The organism is Bacteroidota bacterium, assembly GCA_039111535.1.
GTDB lineage: Bacteria > Bacteroidota > Rhodothermia > Rhodothermales > JAHQVL01 > JBCCIM01.
The window spans coordinates 1-22,422 of sequence record JBCCIM010000109.1; the positions used below are offsets into that span (position 1 = coordinate 1).

A 22,422-nucleotide genomic window follows, 5' to 3' on the forward strand; every position below is an offset into this window, starting at 1 on the left:
AACACTTTCTTTTGTAAAAAAATATTAGATTCTTGTTAAGAAAGTCAAATAAAATTAGGTTTCTCCGTTTTTCTTGAAAGTTTGAATTGTGTGTATTATTATACACACTTGTGTATCTGGCAATTCTAGGCAAATGACCTCAATCCCGGTTCGATATCGTTACGCTGCGCTGCTCTTGTGGGCGGCCTGCGCTTTGGTGTTGAATCCTGTATTCGATGCGTTTAGCCACAGTCACGACGATTGCCACAATGAGGGCTCTGATGTTGTTGCGCTGGTAGAAGGGACTGCCGAGGATCTTTGTCCATATTGCGACGCCGTTTCGCCGTTTGCCGACACGGCAACGCCACCACCTTTCTTCCTCCTGGAGGATTTAGACGAGCAAACTGCGGTTGTTATAGCGCGTATCGCTGATTGCAGGCTCTTCCTTTCTGCCCGTTTGCGGGCACCACCTGCAATGGCCTGACCGATTCCCGCTCCCGCAAAGCCCCATTGGATGTTTGCCAGTCGATATTTGGATGTGATCAGAATTTCTGGCAGGCAGTGACCTATAGGATGTAGCCTTGCCTGTTCGTGTGAGGGGATGACGTCAAACTTGATCCAATTTAGCCAAGATGCCTTGGCTGAAAGCTTCTCTATTTCTTGGTGGAGCCGCTGCGTACGCTACGCCATCTCAAGTTTTACGATCAGGTATTATGCCCATGCAATGTAATTGCGGTGCAAAATGTCGGCTGCCTCTAGCCTTTTTATGTATCTGTCTCTTTTGTTACGCCCCAAACACCAGTGCACAATCTGTTGAAGGCACGGTGCGTGATACGGAGGGCCGAGCTTTACCAGGCGTACACGTTGCCTTGCCCAATCTGGAACGCGGAGTCGTTACGGATGAAGCAGGACGGTATCGCGTAGATACGCTGCCGGCGGGTGAACACGTTTTCTCGTTTAGCTATATCGGTTTTGAAAATCAAACAGTACCCATTCGCGTTGATGATGCCCTGATTGTTCAAGACGTGGTTTTGAAGTCAGATGTGCTTCAGACGGGGGAAGTACTCATTGCAGAAGATCGAACTACGGTACTCACACGCGGCACGCGCGCAGTTTCTGTTCTTGATCCGGCTGAACTCATGGAAGTCCGTGGTCAGACGCTGGGAGAGACGCTGGAGGCGTTGCCTGGTGTTACCGCATTAAGTACAGGACCCTCTATCTCAAAACCCGTTGTACGGGGATTACACAGCCAGCGTGTGTTGGTACTTAATGCCGGCGTTGCTCAGGAGGGCCAGCAGTGGGGGGGCGAACACGCTCCCGAAATTGATCCGTTTGCGCCCGTCAAAATTCAGGTAATCAAGGGTGTTGCCGGTGTAGAATATGGCGTTGGCGCCATTGGAGGCGTGATTCGGCTGGATCCCCTGGAATTACCCTACGTGCCAGGAGAACGTATCAAAGGGATACTTTCAACCAATGGCTTTTCCAACAACTTGCAAGGCGCCGGCTCTCTTTACCTCGAAGGCGCTGCAAATAAAATTGCTGGTTTGGGGTGGCGGGTACAAAGCAGTTACCGGAAAGCCGGCGATTCAAAAACGCCTGATTACCTGATCAGGAACTCCGCATTCAAGGAGTTCAATGGGTCCGCGTCTGTGGGGCTGCGCCGAGACCGCGTGAATCTGGTTGCCTTGTATAGTCGGTTTAGTACCACGCTGGGCATATTTACCGGTGCACACATTGGCAACAACAACGACTTATTGCGCGCCATTGAGCGGGGGCGACCCTCTTTTGAAGGAGATTTTGGTTACGATATTAACTCTCCAAAACAAGAAATCACCCATAATCTTGTCTCTTTGCGGGGAGATTACCGGTTGAGTTCGGGGGGCTGGTTTGAGGCCCAGTATGGCTTTCAGGTGAATCGCCGGCAGGAGTTTGATGCGCACTCACGATCAAGTGATTCGCTTGCAACGGAGCGCCCGGCCTTTGATCTGGCGCTTGTCACGAACTCCGTGGAATTAAAATTCCATCACAAGCCTGCTAATGGATTCTTTGGGGTCTTTGGTATCAACGGTATGAGCCAACTCAATCGAAACGAAGCCACGGGTTTTCTTATACCAAACTTCCGGGCTTTTTCGGGGGGGGTATTTGCCCGAGAGACCTGGGTGAAGGATGCGCTGACTGTAGAAGCTGGCGCTCGCTTTGATTATCGATGGGTGCGTGCATGGCCAAAAGAGTTTGGCAGTCGCGGCGACTTTATAAAACGCATATCTGACTATGCCAACTTTTCCGGGGTGATAGGATCAACCTGGCAGTTTGCATCAACCTGGTCTCTTGGCGTGAACCTCGGCACAGGATGGCGGCCCCCAAGCGTCAATGAGTTATACAATTTTGGCGTACACCACGGGACCGCCCAGTTTGAAAAAGGGAACGCAGACCTGGAGTCTGAACGCAGTGTCGGCCTCGATGCAACGCTGCGGCACGATGCGGAGCGGGTGCGGCTGGAGTTTAGCGCCTACAATAATCTGTTTAACGGGTTTATTTATCTGTTTCCTGAAGAAGTACCCCGTGTTACGATCCGCGGTGCCTTCCCATCCTTCCAGTATGAGCAGGCGGATGCACGCCTCCGTGGTTTTGAATCTGCCCTTGGATATGACCCTCTATCGTGGTTAACCATTGCGGCACAGGTGTCTGTTGTTCGTGGCGATAATCTGGATGATGATGTGCCCCTGATCAACATGCCGGCAGACCGCGCCTCATTGAAATTGCAGGGTAACTTGCCAGAAAGCAAGCGCATGCGAGACACGCATATTGCGCTGGAGGGGGTGGTTGTGCAGAAGCAAAATCGCGTACCCGAAGGTGTTGACTATGCACCGCCACCGGATGGGTATGCGCTTTACAATGTCAGCATAGCAACTACGTTTGCCATGCAAGCGCCCGTGCGCCTGAGCCTCGAGTTACACAATGCACTGAACACAGCATACAGAGATTATTTGAGCCGCTTCCGGTACTATACAGATGAACCCGGGAGAAGTCTCATTTTAAGGTTACAGGTACCGCTTGGCAATCAGAACTAGCGCCCTATAGCAGCGCTACTGAATTCAGAAGCAGATTAAAGGAGAACATATGCATATTTTCGAAACGGCGTCATTACAGGCGCTACCGAGCTTCCCGAGGCGTCCGGACCAGTTAGCTATTGTGAAGCGTGAGATGCCTGATGGTGCTGACGCCTTTTTCCAGCAACTCATGCAGACGCCTTTTGGGGTAATCGGACAAGTGTTCAAAGAATCCGCCAGGGATGACATTCAATACATTCTTGAAGGCGATATCCCTGCCGCGCTGCAGGCTGACCCTTTTTATGTGCACTGGCTGGCAGATATGGCAGCTGTGTGCAGCGTTTTTGCTGATACGTTGGGATTGGAATCCACTGGGTTTTATTTGGGCACCGAACGTGGTTGCCGGCGCTATCACATAGACAGTGTGCCACTAAGAGCACTGGTCACCTACGCCGGCAAAGGCACAGAGTACCTGCCCGACGAAGCTGCTGATCGACAGGCCTATGCGGACGGCAAGCCCAATGAGGAGATCTTAAAAGACCCGACTGCAATCAGATTTGTCGACCCCTGGAATGTCGTGGTTTTTCGGGGGGGGCCAAATGGCTTGCTCCACCGAACACCAGATGCCGCCCTGAGTGGTCCGTCCATTCTGTTGCGTCTGGACCATCCCAAATTCTGGGAGAAGATGTTGACAACGCAGCAGAAAGAAGAAGCTTGGCTGTCAAAAGAAGTGCAACCAACCATCACATCTATTTATTTACCTGATTAAGTCACACACCTCTAAAATTAAATGGAAACAAGCGAACAAATACACCCCGATCAATCTTTTTCGCCTTTACCGGTAACTGTACTATCTGGATTCCTGGGTGCTGGTAAAACGACGCTGTTAAACCGCATCCTTTCAAATCGTGAAGGCTTGCGGGTTGCTGTTATTGTAAACGACATGAGCGAGATCAATGTGGATGCTGCGCTGGTGCAATCAGGAGAGACAGCGCTTCGCCGTACAGATGAACGCCTTGTAGAAATGTCAAATGGGTGTATCTGCTGTACGCTGCGTGAGGACCTCCTGATAGAAGTCCAAAACCTCGCAAAAGAAGGCGCTTTTGACTATCTGCTAATCGAATCAAGTGGTATTAGCGAGCCTTTGCCGGTAGCTGAAACGTTTACCTTTGAGGATGAAAGTGGGGTATCGCTGTCTGAATGGGCTACGTTAGACACCATGGTCTCTGTTGTAGACGCCAGTGGCTTCTTCGAGGAGTTGCGTTCCATTGAGCGTTTGAAAGACCGGGGTCTGGAAATAGGAGAGGAAGACGAACGCACCATTGCGGAATTATTGATTGACCAGGTAGAGTTTGCTGACGTTATTTTGCTCAATAAAATTGAGACGGTAACAACGGAGGATAAAGACCTTGTTCGTCAAACCCTTAAGCGCTTGAACCCACGCGCGCAGATTTATGAAACACAGTATTCTGATGTACCGCTCGACAAGGTTGTAGGGACAGAACTGTTCGACTTTGCCGTAGCTTCCGAGTCTGCCGGCTGGCTACAAGAGATGCGCGGTACGCATGTACCTGAGACCGAAGAATACGGTATTTCAAGTTTTGTATATCGCGCCCGGTTGCCATTTAATCCTGACCGCCTCCACGAATTTTTCCGGAGCAAATGGCCTGGTGTTTTACGCTCGAAAGGGGTATTCTGGATTGCTTCTATGCCTCAGATGATGCTCGTCTGGAGCCACGCCGGCCGCTTCAAAAACTGGAATGCTGTAGGCAACTGGTGGGCTGATGTCCCGAGGGAGCGATGGCCGCAGGATCCGTACATGCAGGATGAAACGATGCGCGTTTGGGATAATGTGACAGGAGACCGCCGGCAGGAAATTGTGTTCATCGGCAATGAAATGGATGCAGAAGCCCTGACCGAGACGCTGGACAAGTGCCTGCTGACCGATGCGGAGTTGGTCCGTGGTGCAGACGTTTGGAGCGACCATGTGTTCTTTTCTTAAAGCAGGCGTGTCAGCAGTGTACGATATGTTGCAGGCTTCCAGTCAATAAATGCGTACAAGTGTATGAAAAGAGTCCCCGTTCATTTGATTACAGGTTTTCTCGGTGCCGGCAAAACTACGTTCTTGAATCATTTTATTCGGGAAAGATTGCCGGAGAGAATTTTTGTTATTGAAAATGAATGCGGGGCGACCAATGTAGACGGTGCGTTGGTCGTGGATGGGGTAGAAGAAGTGGCGGAGCTGAGCGCTGGATGCCTTTGCTGTTCATTGGCAGATGGTCTCCTGGATATTCTGGAAGAGGCGAGCAAACGTACCGATCAATATGACCGACTGGTAATAGAAACCACGGGCATCGCTGATCCCAGCTCGATCGTACAGGTCTTCCTGCAATACCCTGCTGTAGAGCGGGTTTTTGAATTACAACAAGTCATCTGTCTTGTAGATGTAGGGCAGGTTGAAGCATGGATGGCTGAAGCAAAAGAAGCCTTGCGGCAGGTTGCGGTTGCTGATGTGTTGCTGATAAACAAAAGTGACACGGTGCCGCAGCATGAAGTGGAGCGTATAGCTGGCGTACTAAGAGGTATAAATCCCAATGCCAGTACGCTTACTGGACAGCAAGGAAATTTTTCTGTGAGCGAAATACTGGATATTGGTACAACCAAACCCGAAACCGTCGAGCAGAAAACACCTGCGCGCCACTACCATGAATATGCAGACGCTGGAAGTAACGGACACAAAATTACAACGCTAACCCTCACGTTTTCCGGCCCGCTTGATCTAAATCAACTGATGCTCGATCTCAACCGGATTGTGCACCTGTTCCGTGACCAGATTTACAGAGTGAAAGGGTTTATCGCCATTCCTCGCTACCCCAATCGCGTTATTCTACAATCAGCCAGAAGTGCTTTTATCGCGACAGATGGGAGTCCGTGGGAAGATGAACATAACCGAGAAGGGAAGCTGGTCTTTATAGGCCGGGAATTGAAAAGGAAGCCTTTAGAGAAAATGTTCAATCGTCATTTAGTAAAATGAGATAGATCAACAATGAAAGACTACACTACCCACACCAGTATGTCTGAATCAAATCCGGTTAGGGCTTTCCGTGCTATTGCTGTTCTGATGATGCTCTTCGGATTGCTTACAGCTTGCACGTCGGGGCAATCCAAAGACCGTGTTGACCCCGGCTCCCTTCTGGGCCAGGGCTTTGGCATCGAGCGTGCAACGCTATATGTAGACAATTTGGAAGATGCCCGCGACTATTTCACCGACTCGCTTGGGTTTAACATTCGAAATAAAGACGCTTTCGGGGCAAGTGCTTTTAAAGGCATGATGAACCTGCCTATATCCCTTCCTGACATGTCCTCCATTGATCTGGTTGCTGAGAACGATACGGTTGCCGTCGCCGGCAATGATGCCATGCTGCGCGACTTTTTAGGGAAAAGGGAGGGAGTAAGAATGTACGCGCTGTCGAGTTCTTCGGTAGACAGTACGCACCTGTGGATGTCATCCCGGGGATTCCGAATGGATTCGGTACGCTCGTATTGGTTGCCCAATCGGACATCACAATCGTCTGCGTGGTCCGCTGACAGCTCGCAGCGGTTCAATGTCGGGCTGGAAAACAGGCACCTGTCCGCACATCTTCCTGAATTTATACAAAGCGCCACGTTCCCTTATGATAACATGCATGAGTGGAACACCTACCATACGTTTCGACGGGCATATTCAGGACATCCCAATGGCGTGGTAGGATTGGCTGCGATACAACTTGTTGTGGACGATTTTGAGTCAGCGCAGCAAGCGTTTCAGCGGATGGGATTGCTTGACCTGGAGGCAAATCAAGCTGACAGTGTTGCGCGGTTCAGGCTCAAAAGAAATCAAGAGTTGCGGGTAACAACGCCATCCGGGCCGGAAGATGCCCCAACCCGATTCCTGGAAAACCAGGGAGCAGGAATTTTTGCACTCGTATTTGACGTAGAAGACCTAACAGCCACCTATGCGTACCTGAGCAAGCGATTGCCGGATGGAGCATTGGTAGGAGACTCATTGTCCAGTCAGTTGACTGTGTTGCACGACTATGCATTTGGGGTGCAGCTTACCTTTCAGCAAGAACCGGAAGGACAGGCTTTACTGGCTGAACAATTCAAACTGAATCCTGGATCAACGCTCGATAGCACCGCCCGGCAGCACGCAGAAGGGATGTATTTGAAATATTGTGCGTTGTGCCATGGCGACGACAGGGAGGGGTATGCAGCAGATTTTGCACCTTCTCTCCGGTCTCAATCATTGCTGGCCTCCTCGAAGTCTTCCAATTTCTTGCGCTATACCATTCAATATGGCCGTGCGAATACGGCGATGGCAGGGTATTACGAAGCACAGGGGGGACCCCTAGAATACATTGAGATCGAGCTCTTATTGAAGTGGTTGTACGAGGAAGCAGGTGTTGAAGACAATGTTAAAATCTCGCGAGATCCTGTTACGGGAGATGTCGCTCGTGGCGCTGAAATTTATGCTGCAATATGCGCGTCGTGTCATGGTGAAAAGGGGGAGGGCATTTCCGCACCGGCCCTGGGTAACCCCATGTTGCTGGCCACAGCAACAGATGGCTTCTTGCGATACGCCATCGCAGAAGGAAGAGATGGGACGCCGATGATTGCGTTTAAGGATAGTTTGAGCAGCGACGAAATAGACGCCGTCACTGCATTTTTAAGGAGCCGGGCTTCGGGCTGGGATGTGCCCAAACGGGATTCGATCACCGTCCCAGGCCCCGAAGCGTATGTGCTGAACCCGGATCGGCCGGCGCCGGCGTTTGAACTGCGCGATGGACTCTATGTCTCTGCTGAACAGGTTAATCAGGCGCTGCAAGATAGCCTGCGTTTTGTGTTGCTGGATGCGCGCTCCACGGTCGCATGGCGGCAGATGCATATCCCGGGTGCAGCCCCCGTCCCGTACTACGAAGAACCCGAAGCGTTTGTAGACGACATCCCCAACGACAGCACCTGGATTGTGGCGTATTGCGCGTGCCCCCATGCAGCTTCAGGACGCGTAATCAGGAAATTGAGAAACCATGGATTCAAGAACACGGCCATTCTTGATGAAGGGATTCTTGTTTGGGCCCAACTGGGTTATCCAGTGCAAAATGGGAATTAGGGATGGAAAAAAGTGTTATGTCGGGCATAAAACCTACCACAGGAACGGAGCGGCTGGTCGTACTGGATGCACTGCGCGGATTTGCGCTGTTTGGGATCCTGTTTGCCAATCTTTATAGCTTCATGGGCTTCAATACGATAAGCCCAACAGAACGCATGATGCTGCCGGTGGGCGATCGCGGGATGCTGTTTTTCATTGACTGGTTTATCGAAGGCAAATTCTACGGCATTTTCTCCATCCTTTTTGGGGTTGGCTTTGCCCTTCAGGCTGAACGCTTTCGCGCCAGATCGGCAAATTTCTTCTCCTATTGGTATCGCAGGATGGTTGTGCTCTGCTGCATCGGTTTGATGCACATGTTCCTTATCTGGAACGGAGACATCTTGACGCTTTATGCCGTTTTGGGGATGTTTTTGCCCTTATTTTTAAACCTCTCAGATCGAGCGCTGCTGCGCTGGATTTTGGTGTTGTTGTCGATTCCGCTTGTTATCCACGGCATACTGTATTTTACCTACGATGCTCCGTTTTGGGGTGTGATGTCTCGTTTGTCGGCAGATCTGCAAGGCCAGTGGGGATACGCGGATCGGACACTTTTTGAGATGCGAACGTCCGATGCACCGGTACATGTCTTCCTTATTAATGTCTTGAAGGCTATACCTCGACCGATGAGTTACTTGCTGTCGGGGCGTTATTTTCAGGTACTGGGACTTTTCCTGATAGGTCTGCTGCTTGCGCGGCACTGGCTGCCCAAACTGCGTAATAACGACATCGCAGTGCCACGTGCGGCTGTTTGGATAGGAGGATTGGGTTTAGTTGCCGGCTTCGGCTATGCCTGGACCAAGTTTACGACCGGGTCTTACTTCGGCGTGGATCCTGTTGGTTTGCTGCAAGGATTGACCAATCACATTGGTTCGACAAGTTTGGCCTTGGGGATCGCAATGTTATTTGTGTACACCTGGGCGTCTGGTCGAGCAAGTATTGTGTTCCGCAATTTGGCGTTGCTTGGACGCATGGCATTGACGAACTACATCTTTCAGAATATCATTGCCGTGCTCCTGTTTTTTGGCTATGGACTTGGATTGATGAACAAGGTACCTTATGCGTTTATTCCGCTGGTTGCATTTGGCATACTGGCTGCACAATGGGCCTTCAGCCGGGCATGGCTTAGACGGTTTAAGCAGGGTCCCTTGGAATTTATATGGCGAAAGCTTTCGTACCGCAAAGAAAAGCAATCAGTAGAGGCATGAGCGGATGCAGGTTGTGCACCCTTTTTGTCTGCAATGCCGTAGACCCGTGCCAAGGAGCTGCATGGCATCCAGTTGATTTCAAACATTGAAAATGGTTCATGGGTTTGCTTTGCCCTTGTAAGTCTATCTAGTGTGTTTTAGACTACACACATATTTTTTCGATACCACCCCACTATGCCCACACACGCTACTCGAAAATGCTATGTGCTCTTGCTGCTATGGGCCGTTCTGGCTTTAGTAGCAAACCCTGTTTTACATGCATTTTTGCATAGCCACGCTGAAATCCATAATGATAGCTGCGAGGATGGAGCAGGGAATACTTCTGATGCGTCTTGGGTGTCCGACAACCTGTGTCTTTACTGTGATGCCGTATCGGTTGCCGCTACAACCGTAATGGCGCGTGAATCAGTTCCGATAGTGTGGCAGGACAATGTTGCCACCCCTTTACTATTAAAGACAGATCTCCGTTTTCATTTTTCGACACGCCTGAGAGCACCTCCTACCCACATCTAATATAGCTCCCTTTTTCTTGCCGAGATTTACCCGAAGCCTATCGGGAGAGGTACGTCACAGACTGATGGTAATGCATCAAATTGACGCGGTATTAGAAGGTCCCAAACGAGCCCATCCCTTAATTAATGCACACTAAGTGGGCGCATAACGTCTGCGGTTATTTCAAAATCGCTGTTGTTCGTCCCGGTCTCGTGCTTGCAGCTATTATTTCGCTGCTGCATCCAACTATCCTTCCTGAACACGAGACTGTCTACTTCGACTTCTTTGAAAAGCCATGAGTCTACGCCTTTTCCTGTTTATGAGCCTGATTCCCTTTTTGTTGGGTTGTAAGCCTGCTACGTCTACCTCGGAAACGTCTCTTGCCTGGGAGGGGCAATCGGGTGTGCCTGCAACCAACCTGGTGGATGCCTGTGTTGAAGCGTATGATGCTTCTGTAGATTACTTTCCCGAACAAGTTGAACTCCAGTATGCAGATCGTTTTCGGGTAAGCTACCACAAACATTATAAGGTGTTGAAGGCTAATGTCGCCGGCTCTGAGTGGGGCCCGGATGTGTCTGACACCGTTGTGCTGGTGCAATGTGGAACGCCTGCTCCTCCGCTGGAAGGCGAGCTTGAAGGTGCTGCAGTGGTACAGGTGCCCGTTCGGACGTTTGCTTCTAATGAAGATGGCAGCATTGCGCGAGCGTCTCACCTGGGATATGTGGACCGCGTTACTGGTATGGCGGGTGGCGGTATTTTTAATCCTGTGCTGCGCCAAAAATGGGAGGATGGCGCGCTCCTCAGCGTTGGTGAATCGTTCCACGGTCCGCCCAACTTTGAGATCATACTAGCCGATCAACCGGGTGCTGTTTTTCTCTTTACTTCCAGCCTTAACCATACTGAGGCCCTGGATAAAGGCCGTGCGTTGGGGCTAGCAACAGTACCAGTTGTCGGCTGGGGAGAACCAACAATTCTGGGGCAGGCGGAATGGATTAAACATACGGCGTTATTCCTCAACGCAGAAGCAGCAGCAAATTCCTATTTCGCGGATGTTGCAGATCGGTACCTTGCGCTGAAAGACCGTGTTGCTGCGCAAGAAAGACGACCTGTAACCATTTGGGGTGGGCCTTTGAGTCAGGGAGGGCGCTGGTGGATTGAAGCCGGCAGCTGGATGGCACAGGCCCTCGAAGATGCCGGCGGTCATAACCCGTTCCTGCCAGATTCTGGTGAGACAGCCATTACCCTTAGTACAGAAGCTGTTCTGGCGCAAGCAACGGATGCGGAGTTCTGGCTAACCGAACACGTGGCACTGGAAACATTGGGAGCTGCGGGTACCCTTGAAACCATTCCTGCCTTTCGTGAAGGCCGGGTTTATCACATCCACAAGCGTGCAGCGCCGGAGAACGACGCTTATGACTGGTACGAAACGGCCCTCGTAAGGCCTGACCTGGTGCTACAAGACCTTGTGTCCATTTTGCATACTGAACTGTTGCCCGATCACGAGTTGTTCTTTCTCCAAAATATCCGCTAAAAGACCGCATGTCTACCATAACCCAAACCGTTACTACGGAAGAAAGGCCGCCTACAATGCGCCTGAAAGAATCAGACTTGCGTACGACGCTTAGACCGGTCGCTTTTGTGACGTTGGTTGCCGGGGTTGTGGGCTTGTTTCTCGCAGAGCTCATGATCGGCGCCGTATCCATACCACTTGCTGATATCCTGGCGCTATTGATGGGCAAAGAAGCCGCGGAATCTTCGTGGTCCATTATTCTCTACGAATTGCGGTTGCCACGTGCGATTATGGCGCTAGCTGGAGGGGCTGCGCTGGGTGCGGCAGGTTTGCAGTTGCAAACGCTCTTTCGTAATCCGCTTGCAGGCCCCTGGGCCCTTGGTATTACAGCCGGCGCCCAACTTGGTGTAGCGCTTGTGGTTGTTGCGGGCGCTGTGGTCGGCTCTACATTTCTCGAGCGGTTTGCCTTTTTGGACAACCTGAGCCTGGTAGCCGGTGCAGGACTGGGCTCCGCACTGGTGCTGATGGCCATTGCTGCTGTGTCCCGACGTGTAAGCACCATTACGCTTTTGATTATGGGGCTGATGCTTGGTTTTCTCGCACAGGGGTTGGTTAGTCTTGTGCTTCACTTTACCAATGAAACGCAAGGGAAAATATTTGCTTCATGGAATGATGGCAGCTTTGCCGGCGTGCACTGGGAGCATTTCCCGATTATCCTGCCCATGATTGTCGTTGGTGTCATTTGTGCGTTACTCCTGGTGAAGCCGTTAAACGCCTTATTGCTCGGAGAACGCTACGCCGCAACGCTGGGCCTTTCAGTTGATCGGGCCCGGATGATGGCATTGACCAGTGCCGTTCTCCTGGCTGCACCCATTACTGCATACTGTGGCCCAATTCTCTTTGTCGGATTGATAGTACCGCATATCAGCAGGGGCGTTTTTAATACGTCGGACCACCGCATTCTGATGCCGGCTGTTTTGCTGGTCGGCGCCTGCCTGGGCCTGGGAGCAGATCTCTTTGTCCATCTGCCCTGGGAACGCCATTTTTTGCATTTGAATGCAGTGAATGCGCTTATCGGCGCACCCATTGTTATCTGGGTTATTCTTCGCAACAAGCATATGCGCAGCCTGGCTGTTTAACGGATACGAGCATGTTATCAATCGAACAACTCACCATAGGGTATAAAGCATCCCGGACAGCACCAACGGTAGTTGCAGCATCCATTAACCTGACGTTGAATGAAGGGGAACTGGTTTGTTTGCTGGGGCCCAATGGCGCCGGTAAATCAACGTTGATGCGAACCATTTCGGGGATGCAGGATCCATTGGCCGGCCGCGTGTTGATCGATGGTGATGACATGCATGCGATGCCGGCAAGAGAGCGTGCCAAGCGGTTGAGTGTCGTTTTAACCGAGCGTGTGGATTCAGGCTTACTCTCCGTCTATGCACTGGTTGGCCTGGGCCGCTACCCGCATACCAACTGGTCGGGCACACTGGTCGATAAAGACCATGATGTAATACAGTGGGCGATTCAAGCGGTAGGGGCCGAGGAACTGGCGCATCGTAATATCAGCGACCTCAGTGATGGAGAACGGCAGAAGGTGATGATGGCGCGTGCGCTGGCACAAGAGCCCCGGATGATGGTGCTGGACGAGATAACAGCCTTTTTAGACCTGCCGCGGCGAGTAGAAATGATGCGCTTGTTGCGAAAACTGGCGCGCGAGACCAACCGGGCCATTTTGTTATCTACGCACGATTTGGATCTTGCCTTACGCAGTGGTGACCGCATCTGGCTGTTGCCGAAAGGCGGAACTGTGCAAACTGGCGCACCTGAAGACCTGGTGCTCAATGGGGCTTTTGAAGAGGCGTTTGCAAGCGAAGGGGTTGATTTCGACAGGGAAGAAGGCGCTTTTCGGGTTCATCATGCTTTCAGGGGAGGGGTGAGTCTGGCCGGCGAAGGCATGTTACGCTATTGGACACAGCGCGCCATCGAACGCGAAGGCTTGCAGATTAAAGACATTGGTGCTGACGACACCTGGCATGTCGCCGTGAAAAACACGGGGCAGCACCCGATTTGGACATTGGAAAATGGCACAGACCGACACGAATACCGCGACCTCATAGGGTTAACCGCACACCTGAGAACCATTCAGCACCATTAAAGACGAGGTCGCGATCTGTTCTGCTGGCATAATGCGACCATTCATACTTCGAAAAACATGTTTTTGGGCATAGATATAAAGATATGAACGACAATAACATGAGGTGGTGGCGCATCAAGAGAATATCCCTGTGCGCCAATTTATTCTGCTGGATTTTAGTGGGATCAGCCTACGCCCAGGATGCTACTTTACAGGCCCATCGGTTGCTATCTGCGCCAGACATAGACGGCCGGCTTGATGATACTGCATGGCAAGACGTGCCCGCTTTCGCTGGATTTAAACAAGTAGAACCCAACAATGGCGAAGCGGCCGGCATGGAGACCCTTGTTTGGCTTGGGTTTGACGATCGCTACCTGTACGTCGCCGCACAAATGGCAGATACCGCTGGCGCTGGCGGTGTACGTGTACCGGATTTACGTCGCGATTTTGATTGGGGTGAAAATGACGTCTTTGGCCTTGTACTGGATCCTTTTGGTGATGCGAGAAACGCCGTTTCATTTCAGGTAACCCCAATGGGTACGCAACGGGATTTGCTTGTAGCAAATGGAAGGCAATTCAACACTGAGTGGGATGCTGTTTGGCAGGTACGTACGGAAGTGAATGCCGACGGTTGGACAGCAGAGCTGGCTATTCCGTGGGCTACCTTGCGGTACCCGGACAAGTCGACGCCTGTGTGGGGGATCAATCTTGTTCGTAAAATACGCCGCTCTAACGAGATTCATGCCTGGCAACCCTATCCGCGTGCTTTGACGCCTTACTACATGGATTTTGCAGGGAAAGTGGAAGGTTTGGAGCCACCACCACCTGCCCGCAATGTCCGTGTGCAGCCTTATCTTACCGTAAATCAGAGCCAGGTTGGGGATGATTCTGATACACAGCCTGATGTAGGTGGAGAGCTAAAGTGGGCCATTACACCCAATACGGTGCTGGATCTCACTGTAAATACCGACTTTGCACAGGCCGACGCAGATCGCCAGGTGATCAACCTTACCCGCTTTTCTGTATTCTTTCCTGAGCGGCGCGCGTTTTTTCTGGAGAACGCTGAGCTTTTCCAAATTGGGAGTACGCTGGCTGTATTGCCGTTTTTTAGCCGCCGCATTGGCCTTGATAATGCCGGTCAGCCCATTCCTATTACCGCGGGTACCCGGTTTGTATCACGTACGGCGAACCGCAGTTTTGGTGGGATAGCTATGCGGCAACAGGAGCAAGGGGCAACGCCGGCACGGCTGTTTGGCGTTGGCCGTTATCTGCAAAATGTAGGGAAGCAGGGACGCATAGGAGGCCTGGTGACCTTGCGCCAAGATGCTGCACTGGAGGAGCAGTCCTCCGTGACAAATACGACGTTTACGCTTGATGGCTATGCCCGCCCAGGGACCTTCATTGCCAACTGGCTTGTATCGCGTTCTGCTACGGAAGGTGCCGGGGGAGATGGGGTCGCTGCTTACACCTGGCTCAGGAATCGGACGGCTTGGGGGTACGTTGGACATGTACAAAGCATTATCAGTGATGATTATAATGCAGGTATTGGGTTTGTGGGCCGGCGAAATCTTATTGTGACCAGTCCGGCTGTAACGCTTGATTTGCGGCCAGATTGGCGGCCGGCATTTGTGCGCAATTTTAATCCTGGTTTTACTGCTTTTGTGTACCATGAATACAATACGCGGCGCTTCCAGGAAGCCTTTGTATCCGTACGCCCCATAAACATGGTATTGCAGAGTGGGGCACAGGTTAGTCCGTATCTCCGCCTCAATTGGCAGCGCTTAAATGCAGAAGAGGCCGCAGGTTTTCGCCCGCTCGGATTGCCCATTAGCGAAGGCAATTACCCTTTTACGCAATATGGACTCTACGCAGCCTCTGATTTATCCAGAAAGGTGGCAGGGCTCGTTGATTTTCGCGCGGGTCCGTATTTCGATGGTCAGATTACAACTGCAACAGCCTATTTGCAGGTAGCCCCATTTCCGCATCTTGCGTTTCGGCTAGACTATACGTACAACCACATTTCTTCGCTGGGGGAGGAAGCGCTTGATGCAACCTCGCATTTAATTGCGCCAGAACTCAGGCTTGCGCTTAATCCGCGATTGCAGGTAAATGCATTCTATCAATACAACACGTTTTCCGAACAAGGGGCATGGAACGCCAGGTTTGCCTGGGAATTCAGCCCGCTTTCCTATCTCTACCTGGTCTTCAATGATACCCGCTACTTTGTTGATGATGTATTGCGCCGCGACAATCCAACGCGCTTTTTAACACAGCAGCAGGCCATATTCAAAATCAGCTATCTCCGGCAGCTTTAGAGAAGCGGCGTACGTTGCGCTAAACTAGATCGCCGGCTTTAGCCGTATCTCTGTTCTTATCGTTTTATACATAAATCCGCTTTTGAACGCAAAAGAGTAGGTTCATCTTGGAAAGAGGTATCAAATCCATCATGTGACGCTTTCATTGAATGCGTTTGCGGATTTAAAAACACTGATTGCAATAACTTTATAACAGGACCAGGCCTGCCTTTTACGAGATCAGAAAAACTTCTTCTTCGCACACCATGATCCTGTTTTTCCAGTTTTGGCGCATATAGAGCTGATGTAAGTCTCTATAACAAAAAAACTGGAGAGGTTTCTCTTGAAAAAGCTAGCGCTTGTCGTATTGATGTGTTGTGTATCCAGTCCGGTTTTAGGCCAGGGCCGTATTCCCAAAACGGACCATCCGTTGATTTCAGCTTATGAAGGATCCAAAATGACGCATAAAAGCATACAGGAATATGACCAGTACAATGCGTTTATGGGGATGGACGAAAGTGGGAAAGAACCAACAGGCCTGAGCCTGGCCGGCAAAATTACCAAGATGCGCTATAAGAAGCCTATCGAGCGCTCTATTTTTGAGATATACCAGAACTACCAGAACGCGCTTGAACGCGCCGGTGCGGAAATTTTGTATATGTGTGATCAGGAAAAGAAGGAATGCGCAAAGCGGTATGCAGGCGTGCACCTGCAAAAATTCTCAGATATGCATTCGGTCTCGAACCTGAAAGGCAGGTATCTCCTTGCACGCATGAACGCAGCTGAGCAGACGGCTTATGTAGCCGTAGGCGTAGGTGTTGCCGCTTATACGATTCACGTGATCGAGGTGAAGGATATGGAGACCGACAAAGTTGCACTGGATGTTGCGGCCCTCGGTAAAGGCATCGACATGCGCGGGTATGTAGTGGTTGAAGGCATTTACTTTGACACCGACAAGGCAACGCTAAAACCGGCCTCGGAGCCGGCGTTGCTCGAGATTGCCAAACTCATGAATGCAAGACCCGACCTGAACGTCTACCTAGTTGGCCATACAGATTCCCAGGGAAGTTTAACCCATAACCAGGCCCTGTCACAAAACCGGGCCAATGCAGTTATGCGTGAGTTGGCGGCGCAACATGGCATAGATGCAGCACGCATGGAGGCACACGGTGTGGGTCCTTTGTCGCCTCAGGCTAAAAACACAAATGAAAACGGACGCTCGAAGAACCGGCGTGTTGTGCTTGTTGAGCGTGTTAACTAAAGACAAACACATGAATCTTTCGATTCCTGTGTTTGCTGTTACAAGTTGCTGGTTTAAGGTTGAAGGTTTTTTGTTTTTTAGAAAAAGATTCTCTTACCTAAAAATAACCGTCTCATATGTTACCTGATCGCCGGCTTTTATCTGGACCAGGTAAATGCCGGCGGACCTGTCTTTTCTTGCAAAAGGAAGATAATGGACACCACGTGATAACTGCCGATTGAAGAGCTGGCCGAGATGGCGTCCTAGTACATCGTACAGCTCAACTTCTACTACGGCCAATTCGGATAATTCGAGTGAGATTTTGAACGCAGATTGCGCCGGGTTTGGGAAAATGCCGGTTTCCAGTGGTTTACTCAAGGTGGCTACTGGCGTGGTCGATTGCAGGGGGGATGCTGACTTGAAGACGCCCCAGCCGTCGGTAGCAGCGTATGCAATGCCTGCTTCGTCAAAAACGATGTCGTTGACGTATCCTGGCAATGGCGTTTCGATGATTTGCCACGACACTCCATTGTCTGTTGAAATGAGTTTGTCTCCGGCTATGATAATACCATGTCTATTGGTTTCTAAGAGATGGAACGCCTGATCGCTGGCAATGGGATCTTGCCATGATTGTCCTGCATTTTGGGAAATGTAGAGGCCGGCGGTGGTGCCTGCGATGTATAAGGTATCTGCAAAAACATTGAAATCGAGTACTGTGATTGGTGCATCAGGAAATGATACTTCTTGCCAGGTATCACCGCGATTCTGTGACTGCCACAGCTGGTTGTCTTGATAGTAGTAAAGTGCCTGTCCGGAAGCAGTGAATAAACCTGATTTAGAGTTGCGAGCCGGCAGGTCAAATGATTCACTTGAAACAAAGCCATCAATAGATCGATGTACCTTGCCAAAAGATTTGCGGTACATAAAAACTTCGTCCCGCACAAAAGTAGATCGAGGTGAGGCGTTGTACTTGTGAGGATTTGAGGTGTTTACCCAGTAGTTGAACGTTGTACCACAGAAAGGGAAATCAAATGGATCCGGGAAATCTGTAAATATGGTTGTTGCAGATGAAGTCCCGGCACGCTCCCACATATCTGCGGGGTCATCAGCGTAGTAAAAGCCGCCCCCAATGGCTAATAAACTAGATTCACTGGCTTGTAAAAATGCATAGGGTGATGAGATACAATTGCGCGCTGAATATCCGTTAGTCTGATTTAAAATAACAGGTGTCCAACCTGTCGGTTTCTGTGTGTCGAAGTACATGCCATGCATCGTACTTGCAAACAAAAGGTTGTTTTCGGTAAGCAAGAGGCTACGCACCTGTGCATTCGAGAGCCCTTCATTCCAGGGTACCCAGGATGTGCCATCATTGTCTGAACAGTGAACGCCGTTGTTTTTTCCTATGCAAACCCATCCATCTTCTTGATCGACCTCTACAGCGTATGACTCCTCATGCATTGTTTCCCAGGATGCAGTCGGCATACGCGTGCGACTGAAAAGATGGAAGCCGCCTCCAAATCCTTGTATGCTACACAATTCCATGACCTGATAAAATGCTTTCTCTGAGGCAGCACTGTCGATATATTGATTTCCGAGTACTGGAATATCACTCGGCGGTTTCTGGGGGTCGAAACTGTAGGCTGAAGACGGGCAATAGGTCATTATGGCCCCATAGTCGCCAATCAGCACCGTATTTTCAAAAGAATCCAGAGAAGTAATCTGGGCGCGGGCTATGCCACCTATACCGTTTTCATAAAGGCGCTCCCAACACGTTTCACCGCTGTCGAGAGACAGGCATTCCCATGAATTGCCATCTTGCGAATAATACAAGTTCGAAGCGGCAGCGACTACCAGTGTACCGTTTTCCAAAACGGTCATCTGCGAAATAGGCTCGGCACTCTTTCCATACCCACCATTGATGTGTCTCTTTGGGTGCCATTGCTTCAATAGAGAGAACTGCGTATCACTTGACTGTCGTCGGTAAAGGCCATCATACGTGCCTGCAAATACGCTGCCGTTTGGTAAGACGGCAAGGTCAAAAACTGGATCTGTCAGGTTGGTTGTCTGCCAGGTAAGCCCTTCATCGCTTGAGACAAACAGCCCTTCATAACCGGCAACATAGATGTTGCCCTGCTGGTCTCCTGTTATTTTCCTTGCATGCACGCTACGAAGTGAAGTCATTTCCCACGGGGCCCGGTAGGCCGGGCTTCGGAACAGGCCGCTGTAGGCGCCGCCGGCGAAGAAGGTGCCGGCCGGACTTTGCCAGAGCAGGTCTACCTGATCGCCTTCGAGGCCATCATTGAGCGGTATCCAATCAATGGCAAGTTGTGCTGTTGTTTGCTGGACAGGGGAAAAGAGCAGCAACAACAAAATCCACCGAAATGCAGGGTGAAAACGCATAGTGAGAAAACAGAAATCCTGGAGACAACCAAAAGAAGGGCAAAGGGCATGATGCCGAGAGGTTTATTATGAACGGCCCTGTAAATCAAAAAGATTCAGCTAAAGTAGGATTTTGATGAAGCCTTTGTAAGTCTGTTGAAAGTTAAAAGAGTATGTATTATTATACACACCCTTGCTTCAAGAACGCCCCCAACATGCCCTTTAGTCCGATTCGATCTCGCTTTGCTGTGCTGCTCTTGTGGGCTGCACTGGCTTTGGTAACGAATCCGGTGTTACATGCTTTCAGCCACGATCATCACGACGATCTGGCGGATATTACTGAGCGTGTTGTTGATGCACATTGGGCAGAACAAGAGCTTTGCCCGTATTGCGATGCTGTATCGCAGGTTGTTGCGCCACCCCTAACGGAGGCGTCTATTGTACCTGTGGCCTTTCCGGAACGCATTGAGCCGGTTGCTTCCCTATATCTTGATCTACGCCTCCGGGTATCTGCCCGCCTTAGAGCACCTCCTTTTCTGGTCTGATTTACCTTCGTTTCTTACCGGTAAATCTTCCAAGGCTGCATGGATTACTCCATCTTTCCGATGCATGCAGGCTTTGACGTCCTCCCGATAATCGATGTAATCGAAAGCAGTTTGCGGCTCGATTGCACCGCGGACACAGACCACTTTTTCAGATTCCAGGACTTCCGCATACCCACAAAAGTTCGGGAAGCATTTACCACCAAATCCTGGCACCGCTGCGCGAAAAGCACAGAATCTGAAATCCACCTGAACCCGCCACCTGGTGTTCTCCAACTGACATTATCCTCTTGCGAAGAGGATGTACAACACGAAGTAATTGGTATGAACTTTAAGCTACTTTTTCTCTTAGCGACACTATTTGTCACAAACCACGCGTTTGCCCAAATTCAACTGACCGGTACAGTTCTCGACCCAAACGGTGCATTTTTACAGGGTGCAACGGTTACGCTCGAAAATGAAACCGGCCGGCTTGGTACCACCACCGATGCCGACGGCGACTTTACCATTGCCCTGGGTACGCAAGGGATGTATGATTTGGAAATTCGATTTGTTGGCTTTGCAACCTACCGAAGTGTAGTCCAGATTGAAGGAAATACGGCCCTGGGCACCATCCAACTTGAAGAGGATAACCTGCTGCTGCAATCGGTTGAGATTGTAGGCCGTGCACGCACAGATTATAACAGCGATTACTCTTTCTCAGCCTCAAAAGTGGCGATTAGCAACCGTGAATTGCCGCAAGCCGTCTCTGCAGTCACCAAAGAATTTATCAGTGACCGCCAGGCGTTTCAGTTGGCTGACGCAGTGAAGGCTGTCAGTAGTGTGACGTCAACCGGCGACTACAACCACTTCAACATTCGGGGCATTACCCAGTCGGAAGATGGACAATCCATTAACGGGATGAGAACCCGGCAGTATTACTTCCTGCAACCCATCACGTCGCATATTGAGCGGGTAGAGGTTATCAAAGGCCCTTCCTCAGTCACCTTCTCTAGCGCAGACCCAGGTGGTACCGTAAACATGGTGACCAAAAAGCCTTTGGATGAAGCAAGAAGCGAGGTGTCTTTAACTTCTGGTGGTTTCTCTACCATCAGGGGTGCAGCAGATTTCACTGGTCCGCTGAACAGAGATAAAACACTGCTTTATCGCTTCAACGCAGCGTTCCAGGAAGCTCAATCGTTTCGTGATCTTGTGCAGAACAACGCGTTTCTCATCACCCCATCAATTAGCTACATACCCAATAATACCACGGCGTTGAACGCAGAAATGATCTACAGCAGTGGGGTCGGGAATTTAGACCGCGGACAGCCAATTTTTGGCCGGATCAACGGTGAGTTTGACCTGAACAGTACGGCCCGGTCTACCAATGTGGGTGCTTCAAATGATTTTTATAAGTCCCGTGAGCTCCTGTTGATGGCGAGCTTTGCCAAGTCACTTGCCAAAAATGTTCAGTTCAACGCTTCGTACATGAAGCAGACCTGGAATGAAGATTTGGCAGAACACCGGACGGAGAACAGGGCTGCAGTAGACATTGAAGGAAACCCCATTCCAACGTTGGCTGCCATGCGCTACGTTGAGCGCCAACAGTTTTGGGATACGGGCAATATCAATGTGTTCCTGAATATCGATCTGGAGAGCGATGCGGTCACAAACAAAGTGTTGATTGGATACGATGGAAGCAGATGGGAGCGTACAATCGGTGGGGGACAAAACACAGCCCGTCGTTATCTGCGCACTGATGGGTCAATAGGTAATTTTGATCCGGCAAATCCTGATGCATTCGAGACGATGACGGTTAACGGCGTATTGATGCCGCGGCCGAATGTACCGCATTTTGACCTTGCCAATCCATCCAATGGCATCAGGGTAACAAAAGACTATGTGTTTGGTGAATTTGCCATTCCGGCTAACCTGACCCGAACTGACGGCATTTACGTTCAAAACCAGTTCAAGATAGGTAAGCTCTCCACGCTGTTAAATCTCAGGTACGAGTGGTTTACCGATATTTTCGATTTTGATGGCGATGAGCAAGAATTCAACGATGAAGCCTTTATCCCGCGTATTGGGCTGACGTATGCATTGACTGAAAATTTGAGCGCTTATGGCACGTACCTGGAAGGCTTCCAGCCGCAGACAAACACGGTGACGCTTTCCCCTGCAACAGAAGGGCACTTCTGGGCTGCCTCTCCGGGCAACTTCGATCCGCTGGAAAGTGACCTGACAGAGCTTGGGTTAAAAGGTTCGTTCTTTAATGGCCGGCTGAATGGTAATCTTGCTTTGTACGCCATTACACAGCGCAATGTGTTGTCTGGAGATCCCTATGACCTGGAAAACCTGATCGAGACAGGTGAACAGCAAAGCCGCGGCTTTGAGATTGACGTTTCGGGGTATGTCCAACCAAAC

The 22,422-nt window shown here is 50.5% G+C and carries 15 protein-coding genes; 14 read left to right on the plus strand and 1 reads right to left on the minus strand.

Annotated features, from left to right (window positions below; genetic code table 11):
* Positions 1-133 precede the first annotated feature (133 nt).
* The 12 genes from AAF564_16190 to AAF564_16245 all read left to right on the plus strand — a co-directional run bounded on the left by AAF564_16190 (position 134) and on the right by AAF564_16245 (position 17,119).
* Positions 134-463, plus strand: a complete 330-nt coding sequence (locus AAF564_16190; GenBank protein ID MEM8487094.1) for a hypothetical protein — start codon at positions 134-136, stop codon at positions 461-463.
* A gap of 235 nt (positions 464-698) precedes the next feature.
* Entirely contained in the window at positions 699-3,050 is a 2,352-nt protein-coding gene (locus AAF564_16195; GenBank protein MEM8487095.1) for a TonB-dependent receptor, read from the plus strand.
* Positions 3,051-3,099: 49 nt separating this feature from the next.
* Positions 3,100-3,798, plus strand: a complete 699-nt coding sequence (locus AAF564_16200) for a DUF1826 domain-containing protein (GenBank protein MEM8487096.1) — start codon at positions 3,100-3,102, stop codon at positions 3,796-3,798.
* 21 nt (positions 3,799-3,819) lie between these two features.
* The gene (locus tag AAF564_16205; protein ID MEM8487097.1) at positions 3,820-5,031 is read left to right on the plus strand and encodes a GTP-binding protein; all 1,212 of its coding nucleotides are present in this window, start codon (positions 3,820-3,822) and stop codon (positions 5,029-5,031) included.
* Positions 5,032-5,094: 63 nt separating this feature from the next.
* Positions 5,095-6,063: a GTP-binding protein gene (locus tag AAF564_16210; protein ID MEM8487098.1), complete on the plus strand. Its 969-nt coding sequence runs from the start codon at positions 5,095-5,097 to the stop codon at positions 6,061-6,063.
* Between the two features lie 12 nt (positions 6,064-6,075).
* Positions 6,076-8,178 carry a c-type cytochrome gene (locus tag AAF564_16215; protein MEM8487099.1) on the plus strand — a complete coding sequence of 701 codons (2,103 nt, stop codon included), beginning with the start codon at positions 6,076-6,078 and terminating at the stop codon, positions 8,176-8,178.
* Positions 8,179-8,180: 2 nt separating this feature from the next.
* Entirely contained in the window at positions 8,181-9,422 is a 1,242-nt protein-coding gene (locus AAF564_16220; GenBank protein MEM8487100.1) for a DUF418 domain-containing protein, read from the plus strand.
* A 787-nt stretch (positions 9,423-10,209) separates the two neighbouring features.
* A complete protein-coding gene (locus tag AAF564_16225; protein MEM8487101.1) occupies positions 10,210-11,445 on the plus strand; it encodes an ABC transporter substrate-binding protein in 1,236 nt (411 codons plus the stop codon).
* Between the two features lie 8 nt (positions 11,446-11,453).
* Positions 11,454-12,563, plus strand: a complete 1,110-nt coding sequence (locus tag AAF564_16230; GenBank protein MEM8487102.1) for an iron ABC transporter permease — start codon at positions 11,454-11,456, stop codon at positions 12,561-12,563.
* A gap of 11 nt (positions 12,564-12,574) precedes the next feature.
* Positions 12,575-13,585 (plus strand): ABC transporter ATP-binding protein, encoded by a 1,011-nt coding sequence (locus AAF564_16235; protein MEM8487103.1) that lies wholly within the window; start codon positions 12,575-12,577, stop codon positions 13,583-13,585.
* 158 nt (positions 13,586-13,743) lie between these two features.
* A complete protein-coding gene (locus tag AAF564_16240) occupies positions 13,744-15,879 on the plus strand; it encodes a DUF5916 domain-containing protein (protein ID MEM8487104.1) in 2,136 nt (711 codons plus the stop codon).
* Between the two features lie 322 nt (positions 15,880-16,201).
* The gene (locus tag AAF564_16245) at positions 16,202-17,119 is read left to right on the plus strand and encodes an OmpA family protein (GenBank protein MEM8487105.1); all 918 of its coding nucleotides are present in this window, start codon (positions 16,202-16,204) and stop codon (positions 17,117-17,119) included.
* Between the two features lie 93 nt (positions 17,120-17,212).
* On the opposite strand, the gene AAF564_16250 is transcribed toward AAF564_16245, so the two are convergent.
* Positions 17,213-19,498, minus strand: a complete 2,286-nt coding sequence (locus AAF564_16250) for a T9SS type A sorting domain-containing protein (GenBank protein ID MEM8487106.1) — start codon at positions 19,496-19,498, stop codon at positions 17,213-17,215.
* A 194-nt stretch (positions 19,499-19,692) separates the two neighbouring features.
* Between AAF564_16250 and AAF564_16255 the strand changes: the two genes are divergently transcribed.
* Entirely contained in the window at positions 19,693-20,022 is a 330-nt protein-coding gene (locus AAF564_16255; protein ID MEM8487107.1) for a hypothetical protein, read from the plus strand.
* 39 nt (positions 20,023-20,061) lie between these two features.
* Positions 20,062-22,422, plus strand: a 2,361-nt coding sequence (locus AAF564_16260) for a TonB-dependent receptor (GenBank protein MEM8487108.1), incomplete at its 3' end; no start/stop codon positions are given.